This window comes from Flavobacterium aquidurense (assembly GCF_002217195.1).
GTDB lineage: Bacteria > Bacteroidota > Bacteroidia > Flavobacteriales > Flavobacteriaceae > Flavobacterium > Flavobacterium frigidimaris.
Map to the genome: position 1 here is coordinate 17,052 of NZ_MUGR01000043.1, position 25,924 is coordinate 42,975.

Genomic DNA, 25,924 nt, shown 5'->3' on the forward strand with positions numbered 1-25,924 from the left:
GAATTGAAGATACTCTAATAAACCTGTCCATTTTGTTTTCATTATAACAAATGTCGTAATTTTTATTGATTTAAATTATATATTATATCAATTATTAACGTTAAAAAAATGCGAAAGATATTTTTTAGTATAAAATAACGGGATCTTTATGAAAGTGCTTTTTTAATGTATTTGTATCAGAATTGGAATCCGATACTGAACCAAGTAAAGCTTTTAGACATTTCCGGAGACCATGATTGTTTGATCTCAATTGGGCCAATTATGGTTTCTAACCCGTAACCAACCGCATATCCTGAATATTTAGGCATTGAAACCCAGTCAACCGTTGTAAAAATATCGTCGCCTAAATTGGCGAAATTAGCTGAAAGGTTGACATGATTCTTTTTGAAAATTTCGTAATCTAAAGTAATGTCGGTTTTAATAAAGCTATTTCCGGCAATACTTAAAAAGTCATATCCGTAGAAATAATTAAAATTATTTATTTTACTGTAACCATAACCTCCTAATATAAAATCGAAAAACGGTACACTGTCACTACCAATATTAAATCCGGCATCAGCTCCAACTTTAATGGTTGCTTTTTTGAATAAAGTTTTGGCAAAAGCGATTTCAGCCTTTGCGATCGAGAAAGGTTTGAATTGTTTCGTGTAATCTGAAGATGCTAAATACGTTTGTACCTCTCCGGAAAAATACAATCCGGAATGCGGATAATATTTATTATCAAAAGAGTCGTATTTCAAATAACCAAAAAGACTTACATAGTTGCTCTTCTCGATAATGTTTTCAGCGTTAGCAAGAGTTGGTGAGTTTATTTTCAGGTATTTATACTCAAGACCACCACCCATTAAAAATTTCTGGACAAAAATCGTTTGGAAATACGCCTGGTTGGTAATGTCCATAAAGTCGACATTAATCAAATTTACATTTGGATTTTCCTGGAATAAATTGCTGATGCTGGTTGTAACATTACGATTGAACTGATTCATTCGGGATCTGAAACCGAAACTAATATTAAAACCATTTTCGACATAATAGTTAAAGTCGTATCTGAAATTATCACCCAGAATAATATCAAGTGACGTAATATCATTTTTCAGGAATGTTTTTTTATGCGTCAGATTCAATAAAATGGCACTTTTGTAAAGTCCGTCATAATGCAATCCCAGTTTTAGATACGTCTGTGTTGGATTTTCTTTCAGGACAAGATCGAGATCGTCCTGGTTTTCGTCCGGTTCTAAACAATAAGAGATTGCACTAAAGTTTTGAGTAGCATTCAGATTGTTGATTCCGGTTTTAAGATCATCGTAGGTAATCGTGCTTCCGGGTTTAAAACGAAGTTTTCCGCGAATGTATTCTCGTGTATAATTGTCCAGTATTTCGCTGTTTATTTTTTTGATTTCTAAGGTGTCAGAAGCAATTTTTAGTTTTGGTTTTTTATAAAAATTGTTTTCGTTTGATAACGTTTTGATTTTTTCGTAAACGGCAAAAGCAGCTTCTTCTCCTTTTCGGATAATTTCTTCTCCTTTGTCAAATGAAATAACGCCATAGTCACGAATGTCTGGTTTGATATAAACATCCGTGTCTTTTATTTTGCTTTTCATTTTATCAATCGACTGCAGATTGGTAATCTGAACTAATATTCGGGTAGCATTTTTAAGGCTTTTTCGACTCAGTAAATCATCCTGAACATCAACACCAATAATAATGTCTGCACCAAGATTACGCACTTCTTTTATAGGATAATTGTTAACCACACCACCATCAACCAATAAATTCCCGTCGATTTCTACAGGCGTAAATAACGAAGGAAATGCGGCACTTGCCATCATGGCCTGGACCAGATTGCCTTTGTTCAGTAAGACTTCTTCGCCGGTTTCGATATTGGTACCAATACATAAAAACGGGGTTGGCAGTTTATTGAAATCGCGTACATGACGTACATTTCGGGTAAGGCTGCTTAATAAATTATAATTGTACATTCCTTTTGAAAGTGCCTCAGGAATTCCCACCCTGAAATTGCTGAAAGGCAAAACAATGGCATACAATTCATCATTTTTTTTACCGTAGAAGTTTTTGGATGAACGCGGAATATAATCATTAATAAGTTCATCAAAATTGGTTCTTTTAAAAATAGAATCAATTTGAGAGGCATTGTAACCAGAAGCATAAAGACCTCCAATGATAGATCCCATACTTGTTCCGCCAATATAGTCGATTTTAATTCCGGCTTCTTCCAGAACCTTCAGAACTCCGATATGTGCAAATCCTTTTGCGCCACCGCCACTTAAAACCAGTCCAATTTTAGGTCTTTTGGCTTCGTCTTGTTTTGCTTTTTCGATATTTTCCTGTGAAAAAATATTTTGTGGATTTAATAATAAAATCGTGAAAAGAGCCAACTGCACACCCCAGATGGAAATGGAAAACTGCGAGTGACAAATTGATATTTTTTCCTGTAAAAAAAGAGCAACTTTAGAGGCTCCTTTTTTTAAAGTAGAAAAAAATCGATTTGACCGAGTATTTGAAATGGACAGCTGGATTTGGTGCATAAAAATAGCTAGTTGGTTTTGTAAAAGTCGACAATTTTTTTGGCTTTTGATGCACCAATGACCTCGGATATTTCTTTTTCGGTGGCCAATTTCAATCTTTTAACACTTTTGAAATGTTGTATTAACGTGAGCATCGTTTTTTCGCCTATTCCTGGTATACTTTCTACAGACGAATTAAGTGCTGCCTTGCTTCGTTTATCGCGATGAAAGGTAATTCCGAATCGGTGCGCTTCGTTTCGCAATTGCTGAATTACCTTTAATGTTTCGGATTTTTTATCGAGATATAACGGGATTGAATCTCCGGGATAAAACAATTCTTCGAGGCGTTTTGCGATCCCGATAATAGCAATTTTGCCCCGTAATTCTAAAGCATCGATACTTTTTAAGGCAGCAGAAAGCTGTCCTTTTCCACCATCAATAATAATAAGCTGTGGCAAAGGCTGGTTCTCGTCTAATAATCTTTTGTAGCGACGGTAAACAATTTCGGTCATTGAAGCAAAATCGTCAGGGCCTTCAACGGTTTTTACGTTAAAATGACGATAATCTTTCTTGCTTGCTTTCCCATCTTTAAAAACCACACAGGCTGCTACGGGATTTGTTCCCTGAATATTCGAGTTATCAAAACATTCTATATGTCGCGGTTCAACCGGCAAACGCAAGTCTTTTTGCATTTGCGCCATGATGCGATTTGTATGTCGGTCCGGATCTACGATCTGCAATTGTTTGAGTTGTTCAATTCTGTAAAACTTAGCATTACGAATCGATAAATCGAGAATCTGTTTTTTATCGCCAAGCTGCGGGACGGTTGTTTTGATGTTTTCGCCCAAATTCATTTCGAACGGAACAATGATTTCTTTTGATAGTAACTGAAAACGTTCGCGAAGTTCTATAATCGCCAGTTCTAATAGTTCTTCGTCCGTTTCGTCCAGTTTTTTCTTCATTTCTAAAGTATGCGAGCGAATAATTGATCCGTGCGAGATCTGAAGAAAGTTGACATAAGCGGCACTTTCGTCAGATACGATCGAAAAGACATCAATATTGGTGATTTTGGGGTTTACAATCGTTGATCGCGATTGATAATTCTCGAGAACTTCTATTTTTTCTTTGATTTTCTGTGCTTCTTCAAAACGTAAATCCTGAGCATATTGGTTCATCAGTCGCTTAAAATCTTTCATACTTTCCTTGAAATTTCCTTTTAGGATTTCGCGGATTGCATCGACTTGTCTTTGGTATTCTTCAAGAGGTTCCAAGCCTTCGCAAGGGCCTTTGCAATTGCCAATATGATATTCGAGACAAACTTTGAATTTGCCGGAATCGATATTTGATTTACTTAAATCATAATTGCAGGTTCGCAAAGGATACAATTCTTTGATTAACTCCAGAATAGTATGTACGGTTTTGAAACTGGTATAAGGTCCAAAATATTCAGAGCCGTCTTTGACCATTCGTCTGGTCGAAAATATTCTCGAAAAAGGTTCTCTTTTAATACAAATCCAGGGATAACTTTTGTCATCGCGCAGTAACACGTTATAACGGGGCTGCAGGGTTTTGATTAAATTGTTTTCTAACAAAAGCGCATCGGTTTCGGTAGGAACGACGATGTGTTTTATGGTTACAATTTTCCGGACCAATACATTTGTTTTGGCCGTATCATGAATTTTATTGAAATAGGAAGAAACCCTTTTTTTTAAATTTTTGGCTTTTCCAACATATAAGATCTTTCCCTCTTTATCATAATACTGATACACACCGGGATTATCCGGCAAGGTTTGAATTTGAAGATCTAAAGACGGTTTTTGCATTCTGTTTTATTTCTGAAGTACCTGAAAAGCATTTTTAAAAAATCGTTCTGATTGTATGAAAAAAGCTTAACACTGATTTAGTTTCAAATTTACGAAATCAAAAGAATAATTTCTATATTTAGATTTTATAATTCTATATGAAAAACAGTACACCCTTGGTTATTTTTGGCGAATCGATTTTGCCGGGAGAAAACAAAACAATAAACGTCGAAATTGCGAGGTTGCACACCACCACAAAACTTAATATTCCGGTTATTGTGCGTCGGTCAAAGATGGAAGGTCCGGTAGTTTTATTCTCTGCAGGAATTCATGGTGACGAGATTAACGGAGTTGAAGTAGTGCGTCAGATTATCAGCAAAAAGATCAATCGTCCTGCAAAGGGAACTATCATTTGCATTCCGATTATCAATATGTATGGTTTTGTGAATAAATCCCGTGAGTTTCCGGACGGAAGAGATTTGAACCGCGTTTTTCCGGGAAGTAAAAAAGGTTCTTTGGCCAGTCGTTTTGCGTATCATATCGTAGCAGAAGTTTTGCCGATCATAGATTATGCAGTCGATTTTCATGCCGGAGGTGCAAGCCGGTTCAATGCGCCGCAAATTAGAATTACCGAGAATAATCCTGAACTGAAAGTTCTGGCGGATGTTTTTAATGCGCCGTTTACGTTATATTCTAAAAATATTAATGGTTCTTTTAGAAATACCTGTGAGAAGGCCAATATAAAAATGCTGCTTTTTGAAGGCGGAAAATCATTAGACATTAATAATGTGATTGCCAATGAAGGTGTAATGGGAGTGAAGCGTTTGCTGCATTACCTGAACATGCTGGATCCGAAACAAGTGGTCGAAAAAGCGCATGATCCTTCTATTTATATTAAAAATTCGGTTTGGCTGCGTGCTAAATGTTCCGGTTTGCTGCACGATTATAATCTGATTGGCAAGTTTGTGACCAAAGGAACTATTTTGGCCATTATTACGGATCCGTTTGGTAAATTTGAGCAAAAAGTAAAAGCACCGCATGACGGATTCGTCATTAACGCTAATCATTCGCCTATAGTTTATGAAGGCGATGCGATTTATCATATGTCTAAAAACAGCCCTGAAAATGCCGACGAATAAAAAAGAATTACGACTGCACTATAAAAATCTTCGCAAAGAACTTTCTCCAGATGCGCTTGAAGAAAAGAGTTTGGCGATAGCCAATAATCTGATTCAATTGCCCATTTGGAATAAAACTTATTATCATGTTTTTTTGCCTATCGAAGAACATAAGGAAGTAAACACAGAATATGTTCTGCATTTGCTTTCCGGAAAAGACAAAGAAATTGTAGTTTCGAAAAGTGATTTTGAAACTCGCGGAATGTCGCATTTTTTATTAACGGATAATACCAGAATCAAAAAAAACGAATACAATATTCCGGAACCTGTAAACGGATTGTCTGTTCCGTCAGCAACTATTGATGTGGTTTTTGTACCCTTACTTGCATTTGATCTTCTGGGAAATCGGGTAGGTTACGGGAAAGGTTTCTACGATAAATTTTTAGCAGAATGTAAACCGGAAACGGTTAAAATAGGACTTTCTTTCTTTGAAGCAGAAGATAAAATAGAAGATGTTTTTGAATCTGATGTGAAACTGGATTACTGCGTGACTTCTCTGAAAATCTATACTTTTTAGTTTCTTACCATATAAGTGGTATAAGAAAATATCAAACGAAGTGGTTTTTAGAGCCATCCTGATAGCGATCGGGCGCAAAGAAATCAGGCCTTTTTTGGGCTGATTTTACGTTCGCGAAGAAAACTTATCTCACTTATTTTTTACCACAAGCTTACACTTTAGTTTAAATGAAACTTATATCACTTATATGGTGAATCGACTTTAGATGAAGCTTATTTTTGATTGAAAAATATTTAACAGGAATCTTGGCATGCAATTTGGATTGCGGGAATTACAGATAATTTTCTTAGTACATCCGGAATGCTAATTATTATTTGAGAAAAAAAAATCATTTACTAATTCCTAAAATTTATTTTAAAATGAAAAATAAACCTTTTTATTTGTTGGCATTCCTATTACTGATTGTGGTGAGTTGTAAAAAACAATATGAAGCCACAGAAGATTATGCCGCAGAAGCTACAGATATGGCAGTTACTGCTACTGATGCAATTCCCGAAGAATACATTTCAGATCCTAATACTGAAAGTTATACAGGGCTTGAAGAAAATCCTTTCGAATCTCCTCAAAAATCTCCGCTTTCTACTTTTTCTATTGATGTCGATAATGCTTCTTATACCAATATCAGACGTTTTATTAATGAAGGGCAACAAGTACCTAAAGATGCGGTTCGCGTTGAAGAGATGGTGAATTTCTTTAAATACAATTATCCACAGCCAGCGGGGCAGCATCCGTTTTCGATCAATACAGAATTAAGTGATGCTCCCTGGAATAAAAACAGTCAGCTGCTAAGGATTGGCTTGCAGGGGAAAAATATCCCGATGACCAATTTACCAGCTTCAAATCTGGTTTTTCTAATAGATGTTTCGGGTTCCATGAGTGAGCAGAACAAACTTCCGTTATTAAAAGAATCCATGAAGATTTTGGTAAAAGAGCTTCGTCCTCAGGATAAGGTTTCGATTGTAGTTTATGCAGGTTCAGCAGGTGTTGTGCTGGAACCAACTTCGGGCGATAATAAGGACGATATTTTAGATGCTTTTGATAATCTAAGTGCCGGCGGAAGTACAGCTGGAGGTGAGGGAATAGAACTGGCTTATAAACTGGCACAGCAAAATTTTATTAAAGAAGGAAATAATAGGGTTATTATAGCCACTGACGGTGATTTTAATGTTGGCGCGTCAACAGATGCCGACATGGAAAAACTAATTGAAGAGAAAAGAAAATCGGGTGTCTTCTTAACGGTTTTAGGATACGGAATGGGGAACTATAAAGACAGTAAAATGGAAATACTGGCTGATAAAGGAAACGGAAATTACGCGTATATTGATAACATTCAGGAAGCAAATCGTTTTCTAGGAAAGGAATTCAAAGGTTCGATGTTTGCGATTGCAAAAGATGTAAAAATTCAAATCGAATTTAATCCCAAACATGTTCAGGCTTACCGATTAATAGGATATGAAAACAGAAAATTAAAAGCAGAAGATTTTAAGAATGATGCTATTGATGCGGGAGAATTAGGAAGCGGTCATACCGTTACTGCTTTGTATGAAATTATTCCGACAGGAGTTGAAAGCAGTTATGTTCCCTCTGACTTAAAATATACAAAAGTTAAAAAAGACGAATCTAATTATAGTGATGAACTGGCGACCATTAAATTTCGATATAAAAAACCTGATGGAGCTACAAGCATCGAAATGGTCAATACAATAGAAAATAAAAAAGTGACACTGGACAAAAGTTCTTCAGATTTTAAGTTCACAACCGCTGTTGCATGGTTTGGATTGAAATTGAGAGATTCAAAGTTTATAAGTAATACTTCGGGTTCTGATATAAAAAGCTTAGCCAAATCAGGAATATCAAATGATGAAGACGGTTATAAAGCAGAGTTCGTAAGACTTGTTAGCGCTGTAAACTAATTTCAAATTCCAAAAAAGAAAATCCCAAATTCCATTGTTGTCATGGAGTTTGGGATTTTTTATTTTAAGGTTTAAAAACGTTTATTTTACTTCTTTAATGGTCGAAGCATCAATCCAGCCTTCAGTTCCGTCTGTTAGTTCGATTTTCTTCCATTGTCCAACAGTTTCCATAACATAGACTTTTGCTCCTTCATGTAGTAATAAAATGGCGGCACCGCCTTTTTGCGGTTCACTGCGAACTTCACTTAATTCAGCAAAAACAATCGCCGGACGATCATTATTATAGTGATCTCTTTCTGTTATTCCGGCAGAGACACTTAATAGTAAAGCGACCAAAAGAACAAACATTCCAATAAAATAAATTCGTTTTGAAAGTGTAAGCTGTGAGAAATAGTATCCAATAAAACTCAATAAAAAGGCAAATGCAATTCCGATAGAAATTTTTGCCCAGGTATTGTAATCAAAAATTCCTGTAAAGTTCTGAATCAGTTTTGCAAAACCTACTTTCGGGATTTCTTTGATTTCATCAATCGTTAGTTTTTTAGCAAATTTCAGGTTGTTTAAAACGTCAGGATCGTGAGGTTTCAGAACCAGCGCTTTCTCATAGTTATAAATTGAAGGCGCCACTTTGTTGAGTTTGTAGTAGGAGTTTCCTAAGTTAAAATACAACTCTGCAGAATGCTGTTTGTCTTCTTTGATAATACTTTCATAAACATCAACAGCCTGCTGGTATTGTCCCTTTTGGTACAATGCATTTCCTTTTTCGAAGCTGCTTTGAGCAAAGAAAACCTGTGAGATTAATAAAAAAAGATATACTATATTTTTCATTTTATTTTTGTTAAACCGTATGGGATTTTAAAATCCGTCGGTTAGATTTTTTAAACTTAGTAAAGAACTTTACGATCTTAAAATCAGCTCAATCTACAAACCTTTTCTTAGCGCACTTTGCGGTAAAATTAGTTTTTGTTAAACAATTTGCTTTTCTAATTCTGAAATGATCAAAACAGCTTTGTCGAAATCCTGTTGAATCGAAGCGCTTGACGCCGGAGCATAACGGGCAAACTCGCAGTTTTCTGTCAAATTAATGAAATTCTGAACAGATTCCGGATTTGCATTTCGGGACAATAATAACTCGCTAATGTTGTCTTTGCTCATTTCTGAGGTTTCGATATGCAGTTTCGCTTTCAGGAAATTGTGCATCGCTTTCTCTAAAGCAATATAAAACAGTTCTTTGTTTTTAAGTTGTCTCTTCGCTTCAGAAAGGTATTTCTTCGCGAGTTTATTATTCATCCTAATTCGGTTTCCTGTCACGTCACCATCGATTGCTTCTTTTCGTTTTTTGCCTAGAACAATAATTGGCAGAATCACGAAAGGCAGGAATAATAAAATATAATACAAATTAGAACCATAAAAATCATTTTTGGCTATTGAAACTAAAATGGTTTTCGGTTTAATATATTTGAATTGTTCTGTTGGCGAAATTACGTTTTTAGTAGCAGTTGGATTTGCTTCAGCCAGCGTTGGGCCATCTAAAACATCTACCATAATCTCAGGTGAAGTTATCGTTTTATAAGACCCCGTATTCAGATCAAAATAAGAAAACTGCATTGCTTTTATTGCATACTTCCCTTTATATTGTGGAACTATAGAATATTTGTCTGTAATTTTTCCTGACATCCCCGAAAGTGAAGTTGTCACTTGTTCATCATGAACCGGATCGTACATTTCTAAAGCATTTGGTACTACAGGTTTTGGCAGGCTAAACAATTTCATGTTTCCGTTTCCTGAAGCACTAACGATTAAATCAAGGCTTTCTCCGCTTTTAAGTGTTGTTTTAGATGGCGTAACGGTAAAGTTAAATCTACCTACAGCGCCACCAAAACCATCTGGTTTGGTCGCTTCCGGAAGTGGTTTTACGTTAATTGTTTTTGCACCCGCTGATACAACCCTGTTATCGTCTGATAAGATCATTTGGCCATACATATCACGACGATTTGAAGGCAATTGTACGCCAATATCCAGTGAAAGCGGTTCGATAGTAAGTCTTCCTGATTTTTGAGGATATAAAATAGTCTTTTTCAGGATAACGAAATAACATCTTTGTCCCTGAAAAGTTCCTTCTTCAGTAGACAATTGTTTGATATCGATATTCTGATTCCAGAAATCGTTGTACTTAGGTTTCGCTAATTCTTTAAAGCCGGTAACATTAATGTTGTTAAAGTATAATTTATAAACCACAGTAATTGGTTCATTCAAATACGGATTTGTTTTTGAAATTTCGGCAATAAGGCTTAGCGTTTCATTTGGCATACCTTGTGGCCTGCTGTTGTCATAAGGATCTCTTTCCTGTGCAACGGCATTTGTAACTACTATTTTTATGGGAGCAGTTTTATAAACCTGCCCATTAAATTCAATCGAAGCTTGTTTGATTGTAAAGGTCCCTTTTTGATTGGGCTGTAAAATATAAGAATAGGCTTTCTGAAAAGAACTTCTTCCGTTTACCCAGGACTGACTTACTTGCTGACTTGGTCCGCCAACAATTCTAAAGCCCTCAAATGAAGGCTGGTCAAAGTTATCGCCATCAACATTCATGATAAAGTCAATGCGTAACCTTTCGTTTACTCCAAGCGTGTTCTTGCTTACTTTGGCTTCAAATTGAACTTGAGCCATAAGCCCTTGAAAAGTGAATAGTAATAGAATTAAATATCTTTTCATTAATTGTTTTTCAGTGTTTTTTACGTTAACTGTATAATCGTTAATTTGAATAATCGCCTCTACAATTAAACAAATTAACGATTATACAAATAAACCAAATTTTACCAGTCTTTCTCTGTTTTTCTAGGATTTCCTTTTACTTTTTGAGCGTTTACTTTATCCTGAATTTTCTTTTCTTCGTTGTTTACGGCATCTAATAAATTTTGAACGCGATCTTTAGAGATTCCTCCGGGCTGTGGTTTTGGTTCTCCTTTATTGTCCGACTTATCATCTTTCTTCGGATCGTCCTTGCCGTCTTTTTTATCCTTGTCTTTATCGCCTTTGTCGTCTTTTTTATCTTTGTCCTTATCCTTGTCTTTATTTTTATCCTTGTCCTTGTCTTTATCTTTGTTTTTATCCTTGTCTTTGTCCTTATCCTTATTTTTGTCTTTGTTTTTATCGTTTTTTGGAGGGTTTTCTTTTAACTTTTGTTTTGCCAGAGCATAATTATAACGTGTTTCATCATCGGTCGGGTCGTTACGCAAAGCTTCTTTATAAGCTTCTACTGCTTGTGTATAATCTTTCTCTTTCATGAAGACATTTCCTAAATTGTGAAATGCCTTATGTTTTTCAGGTCTTGTTTTAGCATTTTTTATCGCTTTTGTGTAGGCGAACTTCGCTTCAGAAACCTGATTTTGTTTGTAAATCGTATTTCCTAAGTTATAAGGAGCAGTGACACGTTTTGGAAATTTTGATTCTGAAATTCTGTAATTGGCTTCAGCATCAACAAATTTATTCTGCTTATATTCTTCATTGGCATCAGGCAATGTCTTGTCTTTCTCCTGAGCTGAAACCGCCAAAGAGAACGTTAGTAAAATATAAAGAAGTAAATTTTTCATTCTAATGTTTTTATTTTTTTTGTTCCGAATTTCTAATCTGAACAATTATTTCTTTTCGTTGAATAAATTCAACTCTTTTATCCAATTTGTTTTTCTTTCTAAAAGGAAGATATCAATAAACAACAGCAAGAAGGCAAAACCAATGAACCATTGAAATTGCGATTGAAAATCGGCCATTTGAGTAGCTTCAAATTCTGTTTTCTGAATGTTGTTTAAGGCATTTTTTACATATTCTAAAACTTCCTTCGTACTTCCGCCATATACATAACCGCCTTTTGTGGCTTTTGCAATGGTTTTTAGTCCTTCCTGATTGAGTTTTGTAATAACCGTTTGTCCGTTTTGATCTTTCTGATAACTTCTGACTACACCATTTTCTTTTAATGGAATGGTAGCTCCTTTTTCAGTTCCGACACCAATGGTAATGATTTTCATTCCTAGTTTGTTGGCTTCTTCAGCTGCCGCCGATGCACCTTCAGAATGATCTTCACCATCAGAAATTAAAATCAGTAATTTGCTGGTTTTGCTCTTTTCATCAAAATAAGTAGCAGATAATCTGATTGCCTCGTCAAGTGATGTTCCTTGTGATGAAACCATGTCCGGAGTCATACTCTGCAGGAACATTTTAGCAACGCTGTAATCGGATGTAATGGGTAAAACAGGAAAAGCACTTCCGGCATATGCTACAATTCCGATTCTGTCACTTCCCAGATTGTTGATGATTTGCGAAACCAATTGTTTGCTTTTCTCTAAACGACTTGGCGCGACATCCTCTGCAAGCATACTTTTAGAAACGTCAACAGCAAAAACAATGTCGATACCTTCACGTTTTACCGTTTCCATTTTAGTTCCAATCTTCGGATTTACCAACCCAATAATCAAACAGGTAAGTGCCAGAAGGATTACGCATAATTTTAATACCGGCTTAAAAACAGAGCGTTCAGGGCTCAGTCTTTTTACCATTTCGAGATCACCAAATTCGCGTTGTTTTTTTCTTTTCCAATACATATTGAAAAAGAAAACACACACCACAATTGGGAGTAGTAATAAAAGGTATAAATATTTTTTTTCGTCTAATTCCATTTTTAGTTCTAGTTTTCAGTCGCAGTTTTCAGTCGCAGTTTCAGCTGTAAACTGTAAACCGTGACTGCGACTAAAATATTATATAAAGCTTCTGTAAACCGTATTTCTTAAACCTACTTCCAACAATAATAAAAAGGCTGCCAATAAAACGAAACCTCTGTATTTTTCGTCATAATCATAGAATTTTAATTCCTGGATTTCGGTAGTTTCTAATTTATTAATAGCATTGTATATTTCGGCTAATTTATCATTACTGGTAGCCCTGAAATAAGTTCCATCGGTTTTACGGGCAATGTTTTTCATTAATTGTTCGTCGATTTCTACTTTTTGCATTTTGTATAAAAATCCTCCGTTTGGTGCGTAAGCGTATGGAGATTCTGCCATTCCGTTTGTACCAATTCCAATTGTGTAGACTTTTATACCATATTGTTTTGCAATATCAGATGCTGTTTCCGGTTCAATAAATCCTGCATTATTAACACCATCTGTCATCAGGATAATAACCCTGCTTTTTGCTTTACTGTCTTTAAGACGGTTTACAGCAGTTGCCAATCCCATTCCAATTCCGGTTCCGTCTTGTAAAACCGTATCGTATTTAATTCCTTTTATGGCTTCAAGAATAATCGCTTTATCACTCGTAACCGGTGTTTTGGTATACGCTTCAGAAGCGTACAGAACCAATCCAACCCTGTCATTAGGCCTTTCTCCAACAAAATCTGCGGCTACTCTTTTTAAAGCTTCCATACGGTTAGGCTTTAAATCTTTTGCCAGCATACTTCCTGAAACGTCAATTGCCAAAACAATATCAATTCCTTTTGTGGTTTTAGTCTGACTGCTGATATCAACAGTTCTGGGTCTTGCCAGTGCAATAATTAAAGAACTTAGCCCTAAAATCCTAAAAACGTATAAAGCAGGTTTTAATTTTGTTAACAGCGATTCGCTGTTTTTGAAACCCTGAGTCGAACTCATTTTTAAGGTAGCCGATTGCTGGTTGCGCTTCCAGAAAAACCAAGCGATTGCAATTGGAATTAATAGAAACAACCAAAAAAATTCTGGATTTAAAAAAGTTATCTTATTCATTAGTTGCTCGCTTTTCTAAGTTCAACAGAATTTAAAATTCTAGTCGTAATATCATTGGCATACGTATCGCCCTCTTCGTGTATAATCAAAATTTGTTGTAATCCCTGATCCTGTTTAAACAGTAAAAGTTCATAATAAGCCTTTGTACTTGTTTTGTCAACAGGGTTTAAGATCGTCATTGTTCCATATCCTTTAACTCCCTGAATGCCTTGGCCTGTCTGGAAATCTTCTTGTTTTACAATAATGTTTTGCCCACCCTGAGATTCAATAACTTTTAGAGAACCCTCTAAAGCTTTTGCTAAATCTATTTCGGTTGGGGTTTTAAATTTACTTGTAGAAACGGTTACAAAGAAATTGTCTACCATACTTCCGTAGGTAAATAACTGCATCTCTTTGATTAAAGCCATTGTTTCTTTTGGAAGCACTTTTTGCGTATCCATTCGTTTAAGAACCTTTGGAGTTTCAATTAAAACACCAGGATTTCCGTATTCACTTTTTACCCATTCGCCTTCTAATAATTCTTTTGATGCATTGCCCAGAACATTATCTTTTACAAATTTGAAACCTTTTGTAGCGATAAAGAATGCAGTTACAGCAATGATTAAAAACAGAACCGTTCCTGCTGCAATGGCAATACGTTTGTTGCGTTTTTTTAATAATAACAGCTTAATCTGTTTTTGCTTTTGCGCCTCATTCAATAATTGATCTTCTTCTTCAGCCGGAACTTCCGTTGGGATTGCATTGTCAAGTGTCAGGATTACTTTCTGGATTTTATTTCGATCTTCGGTAATTTCAAATTCAAGAGGTTTAGATTTCGCAAATTTCACCAAATCGGCCTGACGTAAAACACGTTCTAAATTCTCAACAGTTTCCGGTGTTAGTGTCATCTTCTTTTTAGTAGAAGCGTTTCTGATGGCCTGAATCAATTCAGAAGTAGTGCTTTCCATTGCAGGAATATGAATGGCTTCTTCAATATAGTTACGGGCAATATCCGTCAGTTCACTATAATATTCTTTGATTTCGCCTTTTTGAACCAGTTCTTTTTGCTCCAGATTGTTCAGCAAACTAGTCGCTTTTTCGATCGGAGTTTTATAAACTTCTTCTTCAATTTTTTTCTTTTGATGTTTTTTAACGTACCAGTACACAAAAGCTCCAATTCCAAGAATTACGACTAAAGCTAAAATGTATTTCCACCAGTCACCAATACCATTGTCTGGCGCAGTAATGTCTTTGATGTCGTACATTTTCTGTTGCAGTGTGTCTACTTTGACATTCGCAACTTCAACGCGAATAGAATCGGTTAGGAAAGGTTTTTTGTCAATTAGAATTTTGATACTTGGAATGGTATATTTTCCGGAATCAAATTGTGTTAAACCGTATTTTTTGATCAGTTCATAAGTGTCATTTTTCTTCACTGTATCAATTGGATAGGATTGAATTACCTCAAGTTGTCCAATGGTTTTTAATTTCGGAAAAACAACTTTCGACTTTGAGCTGACCACCGTTTTAAGCGTTAGCTTAAATTCGGCTCCAATTTTATTTTTTGTAGTATCAATGCTCGTCTCGACCTGTTTTTGCTGAGCAAAAATAGCTGAGGAAAGTAAAAATAAAAAGATGTAAAACTTTAATTTCATTTGATTTTTTTGATTTCAGATTTTATTCTAAAATGAATGCTTAAAAATGGCACGCGGATGACGCAGATTTAAACAGATTTTATTTTTGGATGCTTAAATTTTTTAAAATCTAATATTCTAATAATCTAAGAAGTCTAACGATCTAAAATTATCTTGACTTGAAATAGCCCAGTAATTTGGTTACGTAATTTTCATCAACTCTTGTGTTTACAACTCCAGCCCCAGATTTACTAAATATATCTTTGAAATAATTGACTCTTTCGTGATAATGTTTTTCGTAATTCATTCTCACTGTTTTTGAGCCTGTATCAACCAGTTGAATTTTTCCCGTTTCGGCATCAAGCATTGTTACCATTCCTAAATTTGGGATTTTTTCTTCGCGGATATCATATACACGAACTCCGGTAATATCGTGTTTTTTAGAAGCGATCTTTAATGTTTGCTCATAATTTTCAGACATAAAATCAGAAATTACAAAAACAATCGCTTTCTTTTTCTGAGTTCCTGACAAAAATTTTAACGCGGCTCCAACATCTGTTTTTTGGCTTTTTGGTTCGAATTCGATCAATTCACGAATGATTCTCAAAACATGCGAACGTCCTTTTTTTGGCGGAATATACAATTCTACATTATCAGAAAATAATATTAAACCAATTTTGTCATTATTTTGTGTAGCCGAAAAAGCCATCGTTGCCGCAATCTCGGTGACGATGTCTTTTTTAAATTGACTTTTTGAACCAAAACCTTCTGAACCTGAGATGTCAACCATTAACATCATGGTCAATTCACGTTCTTCTTCAAAAACTTTTACGTGGGCTTCGTTATAGCGTGCCGTTACATTCCAATCGATGTTACGAATGTCATCGCCGTATTGGTATTGACGTACTTCACTAAAAGTCATTCCTCGTCCTTTGAATGAAGAGTGGTATTCTCCCGAAAAGATATGATTGCTCAGTCTTTTGGTTTTGATTTCTATTTTTCGTACTTTTTTTAAAAGCTCTTTTGTATCCATTTTATTTGTTTAAAGTTTAAAAGTTTCAAGTTTCAGGTTTGCTTTACAACAACCTGAAACTTGAAACATTAAACAAATTTTTAAGGTACTTCAATCTCGTTTACGATTTTGTTGATAATGTCTACAGAAGTAATGTTTTCGGCTTCAGCCTCATATGTTATCCCAACTCTGTGACGTAAAACATCATGTACAACTGCACGAACATCTTCCGGAATTACATATCCACGACGTTTGATAAAAGCATAACATTTTGCTGCAACAGCTAAATTGATACTTCCACGTGGTGATGCTCCAAAACTAATAAGAGGTTTTAAGTCTGCCAATTTGTACTTCTCTGGGTAACGAGTAGCAAATATGATGTCTAAGATATATTTTTCGATTTTTTCGTCCATGTAAACTTCACGAACAGCTTCCTGAGCACGTAAAATTTGCTCTACAGAAACTACGGCATTTACTTTTTCGTAAGATCCTTTTAGGTTTTGACGAATTACAAAACGCTCTTCATCAATTTTTGGATAATCAATTACGGTTTTAAGCATAAAACGATCGACTTGCGCTTCCGGAAGTTGGTATGTTCCTTCTTGCTCTACCGGGTTTTGAGTTGCAAGTACTAAAAACGGACGATCTAATTTGAAAGTCGTGTCGCCAATTGTTACTTGTTTTTCCTGCATCGCCTCCAAAAGTGCCGACTGAACTTTGGCCGGAGCACGGTTAATCTCATCGGCAAGGACGAAATTAGCGAAGATTGGTCCTTTTTTTATTGAAAATTCGTTTGCTTTGATGTTATAAATCATCGTACCAACAACATCGGCAGGTAATAAGTCGGGAGTAAACTGAATACGGCTGAACGAACCTTGCACTGCTTGCGACAAGGTATTTATCGCTAACGTTTTCGCTAATCCCGGAACACCTTCAAGCAAAATATGCCCTTGTCCAAGAAGTCCAATTAATAAACGCTCGACCATATGTTTCTGGCCCACAATAACTTTGTTCATTTCCATTGTAAGAAGGTCTATAAAAGCACTTTCTCTTTCAATTTTTTCATTTATCGCTCTAATGTCTAAAGTCGTTGTATTTTCTTCCATATAAATATTTTTAAAACCTTTTTAAAACAATGATTCTTATGTCTTACTTTTGAGAGTGCAAATTGAATATTTTTTGAGAAGTAAGATGTTAAAGAATGGTTAAAACTTCGACCAACGACCTAATTTTAAGGACTAATTGTGAATCTATTTTTATATTTTTAAGAACTTTGATGATTATGTTTCAGAAAAGCATATTTATTACCAAAAATAACGCAATACAACCATGAGCAAAACAGCATTATCGCCTATAATTTCGGGCACTATGAATTGGGGAGTTTGGGATAAAAACCTTACAACTAAAGAAATGGAAAACCTGATACAACTTTGTATCGAAAACAAAATTACAACTTTTGATCACGCAGACATTTACGGATCTTATACCACAGAAGCTGATTTTGGAAAAGCATTTCACAACAGCAAAATTTCAAGAGAAAAATTACAATTAATTACCAAATGCGGCATTCAGATGATTGCTGAAAAACGTCCGGAAAACAAAATCAAACACTACGATTATTCTAAAGAATATATAATTTGGTCCGTTGAAGAATCACTAAAAAAACTGAAAACAGATTATGTTGATGTTTTCTTATTGCACAGGCCAAGCCCGCTAATGCAGGCAGATGAAATTGCAGAAGCAGTTGAGAAATTAAAATCAGAAGGGAAAATTGTTGATTTTGGACTTTCGAATTTTACAAGTTCTCAAACAGAACTGATCCGTCAGAAAACAGAAGTGAGTTTTAATCAGGTGCAATTTTCAGCTACACATTTTGAAGCAATGACAGATGGAAGTTTAGATTATATGCAGACACACGGAATTCGTCCCTTATCCTGGAATCCGCTAGGAACTGTTTTTAGGGAAGATACCAAACAAACACGCCGTTTGAAGAAACTGCTTGCAGACCTGGTTCAAAAATATGGTTTTGGTTCAGACACACTTTTATTGTCCTGGATTTTAAAACATCCGGCAGGAGTAATTCCAATTGCGGGAACAGTAAATATTGCCAGAATTCAGTCGCTTATGAAAGCCGTAGAATTAGAAATGGACAAAGAAGACTGGTTCGCCATCTGGACAGAAAGTATGGGCGACGACGTTGCTTAAAGATTGCATCTTGAAATGATACGATTAGAAAAGTTTGATAAAGGAGATTATCCGCTATTAATTAATAGCATTAAAGATGCCCGTGAATTAATGCAATTTGCAGGACCGGAATTTATTTTTCCTTTGACAGAAGAACAAATAAAGCAATCACTTTCAGACAAAAACAGAATTGCTTTTAGCATTGTTAATGTTTCTAATGATTCGGTTATCGGACATTGTGAAATTTGTTTTAAAGACAGCTTTGCAAATCTGGGGCGGATCCTGATTATGGATCAGGCACTTAGAGGAAAAGGAATTGGAACGCAAATAGTGACTTTGCTTCTGGAATTTATTATTAAAAATAGTGAAGAAAAGAATGTTGAGCTAAATGTGTTTGACTTTAATTCAAGTGCCATCAAATGCTATCAAAAGATTGGTTTTGTTATTCATCCGGATAAGAAATTTGTCAGGGAAATGCATAATGAAACGTGGATAGCCTTAAATATGAGATTGAATTTAGACAATTGGATCAGAAAAGATTAAAATTTTTTTTTTGCCACAGATTGAAAGATTCTCACAGATTATAAATCATTTTAATCCATTTAATCTGTGGCAAAAAACTTTTAAAATAAAAATAGTAGAATGAAAAAAACAGTTTTAATTACTGGAGCCACAAGCGGAATTGGAAAAGCAACCGCACAAATTATGGCTAAAAATAACTATAAAGTGGTTCTTTGCGGAAGACGTAAAGACCGCCTGGCTGAACTTGAAAAAGAACTTTCGGTTTTTACCGAAGTACATTCTCTGTCCTTTGATGTCAGGGATAAAAAGGATGTTCTGGAAAGTATTAATTCTTTGCCGGGAGCATTTTCAGATATTGATATTTTGATCAACAATGCAGGAAATGCTCATGGTTTAGACCCAATTCAAACCGGAGATTTAGACGATTGGGATGCGATGATCGATATTAATGTAAAAGGACTTTTATACGTTTCGAAAGCGGTAATTCCGAAAATGACAGCTAAAAATTCCGGACATATTATCAATATAGGTTCAACAGCCGCCAAAGAAGTGTACCCAAACGGAAATGTATATTGCGGAACAAAACATGCAGTGGATGCTATTACAGCAGGAATGCGAATTGATTTGAACCCTTTTAATATTCGTGTTGGAGCCATTCATCCCGGAATGGTAGCGACAGAATTTAGCGAAGTGCGTTTTAAAGGAGATATCGAAAGAGCTTCGAATGTTTACAAAGGTTTTGATCCCTTGCAGGCAGAAGATATTGCAGATATCATTCATTTTGTAGTCTCAAGACCGTATCACGTAAATATTGCCGATTTGGTGGTAATGAGTACGGCACAAGCATCGTCGACAATTGTTAAAAGAGGATAACTTAGATTTTAGACTTAATTAGACTTCTTAGATTTAAACAATCAAAATAATCTAAGAGGTTTGATATTTAAAAGTCCAATAAGCTAAGAAGTCTACAAATCTAACTTTCTAAGAAGTCTAAAAATAATGATCAACAAGCGCCTTTTAATAAAAAATTTACTTGCTCATAACGATGAGAGCAGTTTTTATGATAAAAAAAGGCAGTTGAACTTGCATTCACGTGAGGGCAAAGGGAAGTTTCTAAAACACATTTGTGCGTTATCAAATTCAAATCCAACCAATAATTCGTATATCGTTGTTGGAGTTGAGGATCATGACAACGAAATTGTTGGTGATGATTTTTTTGATGATAGCCGAATCCAGAATCTTGTCAATGCTTTTCTGGAAAATCCGCCTAAAATCCAGTATGAAAATGTTCCTTTCCCAAATCTTCCAAAAGATAAAGTTGTAGGATTGGTTACAATTAAGCCCAAGAGTAAAGTATCCTATTTCAAAAAAGGAATCCATACAACTCCGGCAAATAGTGTTTTTATAAGGCGTGGCAGTAACTCTGTTCCTGTTGAAGGTGAAATCGAGAAAAATTACCAGAATACTGAAACGGTAATCGGAATCGAAAATAGTTCCCGGAACAGTATTCAGTATACGCTGGATGGCGTAATCGATTTTATGAATTTCAGGCACAAAGACATGTCGCCTAAATACCATGTTTTTAAAGAATTATTTGTGATTTGCTGGGCTGGAGTTCCTCATAAATCCCGTGATAAAACTTTCTTGTCGCGTGTTGATATCGAGTTAATCAACGAACAGATTAAACTTTTTTATTCGGCTCAGGATGTGGTTACGATTGTTTTTGATGATGATAGTTTCACGATAACTGAATATGTTCCACTTGGGCTAAATGATAAAACGAGTTATTATCCTTTAGAGAAACAAACGATTCATTTTTTTGATAACGGTTATTACAAGATTGATCGCGAAATGCTTTTTCAGCCTCCGGAATTCAACAGGAAAATGTTGTATCATATTTATAATGCGAATACGGCGTTGCTTCAGAAACTGCAAAAAGGCATTGCTTTATCAGATCGTGAATTAAAAGATCTCGAAAATCTTCCGTCGACTTTTATGATTTGTTATCTGAATGGTTTTGATGATGCCAAACAAAAACTTATTGATGCCAAACTGCTTTTGAAACCTTTTGGAAATATCTATTTATCGTTTAAAGAAGCGTTACGGATCTTGAGAAAGATGAAATATGATTTTCAGGAAGGAGCTAAATAAGGCTCAAAGGTTCAGAGTAACAAAGGGACAAAGGTTTTCTGTAGAGGCGCACAGTAGTGGATCTAACACAAAGATCTTTTTTGAATGTGAAGATTAAATCTATTGATATTTCAAATACTTACTGATTGTAGCGTAAGGAAATAAAATCTCTTTTGCGCCATCAGCATACGAAGCCGCTTCGTATGAATTGTAATATAAGAGTAAACCCTGATTAGTATAGAAAATATTCTGTGGCAACTGAAACTTGTCGTTTTCGAACATTAAACCCGTCGCATTAATATTTGATGTTGCAGGAATTTTATATTTTGCCCTGAATTCTTTTTCGGCGAAAGCCTTAAATTCTTTTTCGTTTTTGAATATTGCGTTCGTCGAAATTGTTTTTCCTGTTTTAGGATCAAACAATAAAGATCGGAATCCCTGGTATCCATGAGCGCCACCCGTAAAAGTATAATGGTCAATTTTTATATTTATAATCTGATCGGATTCAAACTCAACGGTTCCTTTTATTTTTGCTTCCCAGCCAAAAGTTTCAGAAGGAAATTTTTTGTGCATTTCTTCAAACGAAGAGATAAAAGATGCTGCCAGACTTTTATAATCATTTGCTTTTGACGGATCTTCCTCAAAATAAACAATTTCTTTTATAACAGTGAAAACCTTTTTATTGATGCTGTCGGCTACAACAGGAATGTTTTTTGCGACAGGAACAGCAATAATAATTTTAGGACAATCTTTTTTGCAGGGAATAGCAGATTCTTTTTCAAATGTCTCAATGTCAAATGAAAGTTCTTTGTGGCAACTTGTGAATGCTAAAAGCAAAAAGGCGGATAAAATATAATGTTTCATGTCAAAAAGTGTTAATTATATACAAAGGTAAGAAGTTGTATCAGGATTAAAATAAATTAAACGGTAAATTTGTACCACGTTTAAGCATTTAAAATTTGTAATAATATGAAATTCAATACTAAAGTTATACATGGCGGTCAACATCATGATCCAAGTACAGGTGCAGTTATGCCTCCTGTGTATCAAACTTCAACTTTTATTCAGACCAGTCCAGGGAAACCTTTGTCGGATTATGAGTATAGCAGAGCCTCGAACCCAACTCGTACGGCTTTAGAAAATGCTTTGGCAAGTATTGAAAATGGTACTCGTGGATTGGCGTTTTCATCTGGTTTAGCAGCGACAGATTGTGTTTTAAGATCTTTTAAAGCCGGAGATGAAATTATAGCAATGGATGATTTGTACGGAGGAACTTACAGAATGTTTTCCCGCATTTATAAAGATTCAGGAATTAAATTTCATTTTGTTGATATGACTGATATCGAGAAACTGAAGTCATTAATCAATGAAAATACAAAACTGATTTGGGTTGAAACACCAACAAATCCGTTAATGAAATTGGCAGATATCCAGGAAGTGGCAAAAATAACTAAAGCGAATAATATTTTATTTGCTGTAGACAATACATTTGCAACACCATATTTGCAAAAACCACTTGATTTAGGAGCAGATATCGTTATGCACTCGGCAACAAAATATTTAGGAGGACATTCTGATGTTATTGCGGGAGCTTTGATTGTAAAAGATGAAGCTTTAGGAGAGCAATTGCATTTTCAGCAATTTGCAACTGGCGCAACACTTGGACCAATGGACAGTTTCTTGGTTTTAAGAGGAATCAAAACACTTTCGTTAAGAGTGCAGAGACATTGCGAAAATGGAGAAAAAGTAGTGGAATATTTAAGCAATCATCCGAAGATAAATACAGTTTATTACCCGGGTTTAAAAAGTCATCCGTTTCATGAAATTGCTAAAAAGCAAATGAAAGCTTTTGGCGGGATGGTTTCTTTTACTTTTAAATCAGGTAAAAAAGAAGATTCTATTGCGTTTTTAGAAAAACTGAAAGTTTTTACACTGGCAGAATCTTTAGGCGGAGTAGAATCTTTGGCCAATCATCCGGCTTTAATGACACACGCATCTATTCCGGCAGATAAAAGAGCTGAAGTGGGTATTACTGACGATTTAGTCCGATTAAGTGTTGGTATCGAAGATGCCGAAGATTTAATTGCAGATATTGAGCAAGCCCTCGCATAAAAATAGAAAGCCCCAACTCTAAAGAATTGGGGCTTTTCGTTTATTTTTATTTGAAATTCTAAATATAAAGCCCGATTAATGAATTTTTATTAAAAATATTAAATTAATGAATATAACACTGTCAAATTACTGTAAATTAGCGAACCTGAAACGTATATTTTTCAGATCAGTTATATAATAGATAAAAGTGCTAAATGATATTTAAAAAATTATTTTGAAAATAGCCATTTAGAGTACATTTGCCTCGAATAACGAAAACGTTTTCTTAAATATTAATAATCTAATAATCATGTCACAAAGTATTGCCGCTTTTATGGATTCGGTTAGCGAAAAAAACCCGAATGAATCAGAGTTTTTACAAGCAGTTTTAGAAGTTGCCGAAACGGTAATTCCTTTTATTGAAGAAAATAAAAAATATCAGAATAAAATGCTTTTAGAGCGTATGGTTGAACCTGAACGTGTTATCATGTTTAGAGTAAACTGGTTAAGCGATAAAGGCGAAATTCAGGTAAACAGAGGATATAGAATTCAAATGAACTCTGCCATTGGGCCTTATAAAGGTGGTTTACGTTTTCATCCGTCAGTTAATTTAAGTATTTTAAAGTTTCTTGCTTTTGAGCAAACTTTCAAAAACAGTTTAACAACATTGCCAATGGGTGGTGGGAAAGGTGGTTCTGATTTTGATCCAAAAGGAAAATCAGATAACGAAATTATGAAATTCTGTCAAAGTTTTATGACAGAGCTTTCAAGACATATTGGTGATAATACGGATGTTCCGGCTGGTGATATTGGAGTAGGCGGCCGTGAAATTGGTTATATGTTTGGTCAGTATAAAAGATTAAGAAATGAATTTACCGGAGTACTGACAGGAAAAGGAATTCAGTATGGAGGATCATTAATACGCCCGGAAGCTACAGGATACGGAACAGTTTATTTTGCTCAGAGTATGCTGGAAACAAAAGGAGACAGTTTTAAAGGGAAAACGGTTGTGATTTCCGGTTCAGGAAACGTTTCGCAATATGCTGTAGAAAAAGCCAATGAATTAGGGGCAAAAGTAGTTACACTTTCTGATTCTAACGGATACATTTATGATGCAGACGGAATTGATAATGAAAAGTTAGCTTTTGTAATGGAGCTTAAAAATGAATTAAGAGGCAGAATCAGCGAGTACGTGGCCAAATATCCTAATGCAAAATATGTAGAAGGAAAACGTCCATGGGAAGTTAAATGTGATGTTGCCTTGCCTTGTGCGACTCAAAACGAACTGGATGGTGAAGAAGCTAAAGTTTTAGTGGCTAACGGATGTATTGCTGTTGCAGAAGGAGCAAATATGCCATCTACACCGGAAGCGGTTACTGCTTTCTTAAATGCTAAAATTTTATTTGCTCCCGGAAAAGCATCTAATGCCGGTGGTGTTGCAACTTCAGGGCTTGAAATGTCACAAAATTCATTGCGTTTAAGCTGGTCTTCAGAAAAAGTGGATCAAAGATTAAAAGAAATCATGTTGGCAATTCATGCTTCATGTGTAAAATACGGTTCAGATAAATCAGGATATGTTGACTATGTAAAAGGAGCTAATATTGCAGGATTTGTTAAAGTTGCAGACGCTATGCTTGCTCAGGGTGTAGTATAAGCTGTAGCTAAATTTTTCAGATGCCTTCATTTGTCTTTGTAAAAGATGTTTGAAGGCATCTTTATTTTTAAATAAAGAAAAATCACCAACTCATTAGTGGCAATTAGTCGAATTCGTGTTTATTTTGTACTTATGTTCACAGGTTAGAGTAACTTCAGGAATAATATTTAAAATCTAATTTTGTTAGTAAAAACCAAAGCAATAGTAATCTCATCGTTGAAATTTCAGGAGAAAAGTTTGATTGTAAAATGTTTTACACTTTCAAACGGCCTGAAATCTTATTTCGTGCGTGATGCTTTTTCGAGTAGAAAAGCCAGCCAGAAAATTGCTTATTTTCAGCCTTTGTCGATTCTCGAAATCGAAGCCATGCATAAAAATAAAGGTACATTAGAGAATTTCAAAGAAATTAAAGCGGCAGTTCCATTTCAAAGCATTCATACAGATATTGTAAAAAGTACAATGGTAATGTTTTTGTCTGAAATGCTGCATTATTCTATTCAGGAAGAAGAGAAAAATGAATCGCTTTTTATTTTTTTAGAAACTGCGCTGATCTGGTTGGATCATCATGACGAAATTTCTAATTTTCATTTGATTTTACTTTTAGAAATTACAAAATATCTAGGTTTTTATCCTGACATATCAGAAATTGATTTGCCTTATTTTGAAATGAACGAAGGTGTTTTTACACTTTTTCATGGTTTGAGTGCACTTACGGAACACGAAACAAATTTGTTTAAAAAACTAATAGATTTAAAGTTTGATAATGTTCAAAAAGTCTTTCATGTGATCGAGAGACAGATTTTATTGAAAATTCTGATCGATTATTACAGTTTTCATTTAGACGGTTTTAAAAAGCCAAAATCCCTCGATGTTTTAAAAGAAATATTCTCTTAAAACGATACCTTTTTTAGTAATCAGATATTCATAAAATAAAGACTGTTTGAGATGTTTTGAATCCTCTTTTTTTTTTTATAAAAGTTAACAATCAGAATTGATTGGTTTTTGGTTTATTAACTCGATTTTTTGAGAT

At 35.0% G+C, this 25,924-nt stretch carries 21 protein-coding genes; 10 read left to right on the plus strand and 11 right to left on the minus strand.

Annotated elements, in window-relative coordinates; all coding sequences use genetic code 11:
* Nucleotides 1-176: 176 nt before the first annotated feature.
* Nucleotides 177-2,546 (minus strand): patatin-like phospholipase family protein, encoded by a 2,370-nt coding sequence (locus B0A67_RS20380; RefSeq protein WP_084074627.1) that lies wholly within the window; start codon nucleotides 2,544-2,546, stop codon nucleotides 177-179.
* A gap of 8 nt (nucleotides 2,547-2,554) precedes the next feature.
* Complete coding sequence (gene uvrC, locus B0A67_RS20385; protein WP_072964279.1) at nucleotides 2,555-4,348, minus strand: excinuclease ABC subunit UvrC; 1,794 nt, start codon at nucleotides 4,346-4,348, stop codon at nucleotides 2,555-2,557.
* A 137-nt stretch (nucleotides 4,349-4,485) separates the two neighbouring features.
* Here uvrC and B0A67_RS20390 point away from each other — a divergent pair, with 137 nt between their 5' ends.
* From B0A67_RS20390 to B0A67_RS20400, 3 genes are all read left to right on the plus strand, one after another.
* The gene (locus B0A67_RS20390) at nucleotides 4,486-5,466 is read left to right on the plus strand and encodes a succinylglutamate desuccinylase/aspartoacylase family protein (RefSeq protein WP_072964278.1); all 981 of its coding nucleotides are present in this window, start codon (nucleotides 4,486-4,488) and stop codon (nucleotides 5,464-5,466) included.
* On the plus strand, nucleotides 5,453-6,022 hold the full coding sequence (locus B0A67_RS20395; protein WP_072964276.1) for a 5-formyltetrahydrofolate cyclo-ligase: 570 nt from the start codon (nucleotides 5,453-5,455) through the stop codon (nucleotides 6,020-6,022). Before B0A67_RS20390 ends, B0A67_RS20395 begins: the two co-directional genes overlap by 14 nt.
* A gap of 359 nt (nucleotides 6,023-6,381) precedes the next feature.
* Complete coding sequence (locus B0A67_RS20400; protein ID WP_072964302.1) at nucleotides 6,382-7,935, plus strand: vWA domain-containing protein; 1,554 nt, start codon at nucleotides 6,382-6,384, stop codon at nucleotides 7,933-7,935.
* An 81-nt stretch (nucleotides 7,936-8,016) separates the two neighbouring features.
* Here B0A67_RS20400 and B0A67_RS20405 read toward each other — a convergent pair whose 3' ends face one another.
* From B0A67_RS20405 to B0A67_RS20440, 8 genes are all read right to left on the minus strand, one after another.
* Nucleotides 8,017-8,763, minus strand: coding sequence for a tetratricopeptide repeat protein (locus B0A67_RS20405; protein ID WP_072964273.1), 747 nt, complete (start codon nucleotides 8,761-8,763; stop codon nucleotides 8,017-8,019).
* A gap of 138 nt (nucleotides 8,764-8,901) precedes the next feature.
* A complete protein-coding gene (locus B0A67_RS20410) occupies nucleotides 8,902-10,650 on the minus strand; it encodes a BatD family protein (protein WP_072964271.1) in 1,749 nt (582 codons plus the stop codon).
* Between the two features lie 101 nt (nucleotides 10,651-10,751).
* Entirely contained in the window at nucleotides 10,752-11,528 is a 777-nt protein-coding gene (locus B0A67_RS20415; protein ID WP_072964270.1) for a tetratricopeptide repeat protein, read from the minus strand.
* Between the two features lie 45 nt (nucleotides 11,529-11,573).
* Nucleotides 11,574-12,608, minus strand: coding sequence for a vWA domain-containing protein (locus B0A67_RS20420; protein ID WP_072964268.1), 1,035 nt, complete (start codon nucleotides 12,606-12,608; stop codon nucleotides 11,574-11,576).
* Nucleotides 12,609-12,686: 78 nt separating this feature from the next.
* On the minus strand, nucleotides 12,687-13,688 hold the full coding sequence (locus B0A67_RS20425) for a vWA domain-containing protein (RefSeq protein WP_072964266.1): 1,002 nt from the start codon (nucleotides 13,686-13,688) through the stop codon (nucleotides 12,687-12,689).
* Nucleotides 13,688-15,322, minus strand: coding sequence for a hypothetical protein (locus tag B0A67_RS20430; RefSeq protein WP_072964264.1), 1,635 nt, complete (start codon nucleotides 15,320-15,322; stop codon nucleotides 13,688-13,690). The genes B0A67_RS20425 and B0A67_RS20430 overlap by 1 nt, the downstream gene beginning before the upstream one ends.
* 148 nt (nucleotides 15,323-15,470) lie before the next feature.
* Nucleotides 15,471-16,334, minus strand: a complete 864-nt coding sequence (locus tag B0A67_RS20435) for a DUF58 domain-containing protein (protein ID WP_072964262.1) — start codon at nucleotides 16,332-16,334, stop codon at nucleotides 15,471-15,473.
* 80 nt (nucleotides 16,335-16,414) lie between these two features.
* Nucleotides 16,415-17,419, minus strand: coding sequence for an AAA family ATPase (locus tag B0A67_RS20440; protein WP_072964260.1), 1,005 nt, complete (start codon nucleotides 17,417-17,419; stop codon nucleotides 16,415-16,417).
* A 223-nt stretch (nucleotides 17,420-17,642) separates the two neighbouring features.
* On the opposite strand from B0A67_RS20440, the gene B0A67_RS20445 reads away from it, so the two are divergent.
* The 4 genes from B0A67_RS20445 (at nucleotide 17,643) to B0A67_RS20460 (ending at nucleotide 21,170) form a co-directional block, all read left to right on the plus strand.
* A complete protein-coding gene (locus B0A67_RS20445; protein ID WP_072964258.1) occupies nucleotides 17,643-18,518 on the plus strand; it encodes an aldo/keto reductase in 876 nt (291 codons plus the stop codon).
* Nucleotides 18,519-18,533: 15 nt separating this feature from the next.
* The gene (locus B0A67_RS20450; RefSeq protein WP_072964256.1) at nucleotides 18,534-19,040 is read left to right on the plus strand and encodes a GNAT family N-acetyltransferase; all 507 of its coding nucleotides are present in this window, start codon (nucleotides 18,534-18,536) and stop codon (nucleotides 19,038-19,040) included.
* Between the two features lie 99 nt (nucleotides 19,041-19,139).
* The gene (locus B0A67_RS20455; RefSeq protein ID WP_072964254.1) at nucleotides 19,140-19,892 is read left to right on the plus strand and encodes an SDR family NAD(P)-dependent oxidoreductase; all 753 of its coding nucleotides are present in this window, start codon (nucleotides 19,140-19,142) and stop codon (nucleotides 19,890-19,892) included.
* A 126-nt stretch (nucleotides 19,893-20,018) separates the two neighbouring features.
* Nucleotides 20,019-21,170, plus strand: coding sequence for an ATP-binding protein (locus B0A67_RS20460; RefSeq protein ID WP_072964251.1), 1,152 nt, complete (start codon nucleotides 20,019-20,021; stop codon nucleotides 21,168-21,170).
* A gap of 99 nt (nucleotides 21,171-21,269) precedes the next feature.
* Here B0A67_RS20460 and B0A67_RS20465 read toward each other — a convergent pair whose 3' ends face one another.
* Nucleotides 21,270-22,013, minus strand: a complete 744-nt coding sequence (locus B0A67_RS20465; RefSeq protein WP_072964249.1) for a DUF3298 and DUF4163 domain-containing protein — start codon at nucleotides 22,011-22,013, stop codon at nucleotides 21,270-21,272.
* Nucleotides 22,014-22,118: 105 nt separating this feature from the next.
* Here B0A67_RS20465 and B0A67_RS20470 point away from each other — a divergent pair, with 105 nt between their 5' ends.
* The 3 genes from B0A67_RS20470 to recO all read left to right on the plus strand — a co-directional run bounded on the left by B0A67_RS20470 (nucleotide 22,119) and on the right by recO (nucleotide 25,788).
* On the plus strand, nucleotides 22,119-23,261 hold the full coding sequence (locus B0A67_RS20470) for a cystathionine gamma-synthase (RefSeq protein ID WP_072964247.1): 1,143 nt from the start codon (nucleotides 22,119-22,121) through the stop codon (nucleotides 23,259-23,261).
* Nucleotides 23,262-23,550: 289 nt separating this feature from the next.
* Nucleotides 23,551-24,894 carry an NADP-specific glutamate dehydrogenase gene (gene gdhA / locus B0A67_RS20475; RefSeq protein WP_072964245.1) on the plus strand — a complete coding sequence of 448 codons (1,344 nt, stop codon included), beginning with the start codon at nucleotides 23,551-23,553 and terminating at the stop codon, nucleotides 24,892-24,894.
* Nucleotides 24,895-25,074: 180 nt separating this feature from the next.
* Nucleotides 25,075-25,788, plus strand: coding sequence for a DNA repair protein RecO (gene recO, locus B0A67_RS20480; protein ID WP_072964243.1), 714 nt, complete (start codon nucleotides 25,075-25,077; stop codon nucleotides 25,786-25,788).
* Nucleotides 25,789-25,924: the final 136 nt, after the last annotated feature.

Excerpts from the sequence above, each read along its gene's own strand:
- B0A67_RS20460 (WP_072964251.1), top strand. The coding sequence starts at position 20,019 with ATGATCAACAAGCGCCTTTTAATAAAAAATTTACTTGCTCATAACGAT.
- B0A67_RS20400 (WP_072964302.1), top strand. The coding sequence starts at position 6,382 with ATGAAAAATAAACCTTTTTATTTGTTGGCATTCCTATTACTGATTGTG.
- gdhA (WP_072964245.1), top strand. The coding sequence starts at position 23,551 with ATGTCACAAAGTATTGCCGCTTTTATGGATTCGGTTAGCGAAAAAAAC.
- uvrC (WP_072964279.1), bottom strand. The coding sequence starts at position 4,348 with ATGCAAAAACCGTCTTTAGATCTTCAAATTCAAACCTTGCCGGATAAT.
- B0A67_RS20390 (WP_072964278.1), top strand. The coding sequence starts at position 4,486 with ATGAAAAACAGTACACCCTTGGTTATTTTTGGCGAATCGATTTTGCCG.
- B0A67_RS20470 (WP_072964247.1), top strand. The coding sequence starts at position 22,119 with ATGAAATTCAATACTAAAGTTATACATGGCGGTCAACATCATGATCCA.
- B0A67_RS20450 (WP_072964256.1), top strand. The coding sequence starts at position 18,534 with ATGATACGATTAGAAAAGTTTGATAAAGGAGATTATCCGCTATTAATT.
- B0A67_RS20430 (WP_072964264.1), bottom strand. The coding sequence starts at position 15,322 with ATGAAATTAAAGTTTTACATCTTTTTATTTTTACTTTCCTCAGCTATT.
- B0A67_RS20410 (WP_072964271.1), bottom strand. The coding sequence starts at position 10,650 with ATGAAAAGATATTTAATTCTATTACTATTCACTTTTCAAGGGCTTATG.
- B0A67_RS20440 (WP_072964260.1), bottom strand. The coding sequence starts at position 17,419 with ATGGAAGAAAATACAACGACTTTAGACATTAGAGCGATAAATGAAAAA.
- B0A67_RS20405 (WP_072964273.1), bottom strand. The coding sequence starts at position 8,763 with ATGAAAAATATAGTATATCTTTTTTTATTAATCTCACAGGTTTTCTTT.
- B0A67_RS20420 (WP_072964268.1), bottom strand. The coding sequence starts at position 12,608 with ATGGAATTAGACGAAAAAAAATATTTATACCTTTTATTACTACTCCCA.
- B0A67_RS20435 (WP_072964262.1), bottom strand. The coding sequence starts at position 16,334 with ATGGATACAAAAGAGCTTTTAAAAAAAGTACGAAAAATAGAAATCAAA.
- B0A67_RS20380 (WP_084074627.1), bottom strand. The coding sequence starts at position 2,546 with ATGCACCAAATCCAGCTGTCCATTTCAAATACTCGGTCAAATCGATTT.
- B0A67_RS20415 (WP_072964270.1), bottom strand. The coding sequence starts at position 11,528 with ATGAAAAATTTACTTCTTTATATTTTACTAACGTTCTCTTTGGCGGTT.
- B0A67_RS20425 (WP_072964266.1), bottom strand. The coding sequence starts at position 13,688 with ATGAATAAGATAACTTTTTTAAATCCAGAATTTTTTTGGTTGTTTCTA.
- B0A67_RS20465 (WP_072964249.1), bottom strand. The coding sequence starts at position 22,013 with ATGAAACATTATATTTTATCCGCCTTTTTGCTTTTAGCATTCACAAGT.
- B0A67_RS20445 (WP_072964258.1), top strand. The coding sequence starts at position 17,643 with ATGAGCAAAACAGCATTATCGCCTATAATTTCGGGCACTATGAATTGG.
- B0A67_RS20455 (WP_072964254.1), top strand. The coding sequence starts at position 19,140 with ATGAAAAAAACAGTTTTAATTACTGGAGCCACAAGCGGAATTGGAAAA.
- B0A67_RS20395 (WP_072964276.1), top strand. The coding sequence starts at position 5,453 with ATGCCGACGAATAAAAAAGAATTACGACTGCACTATAAAAATCTTCGC.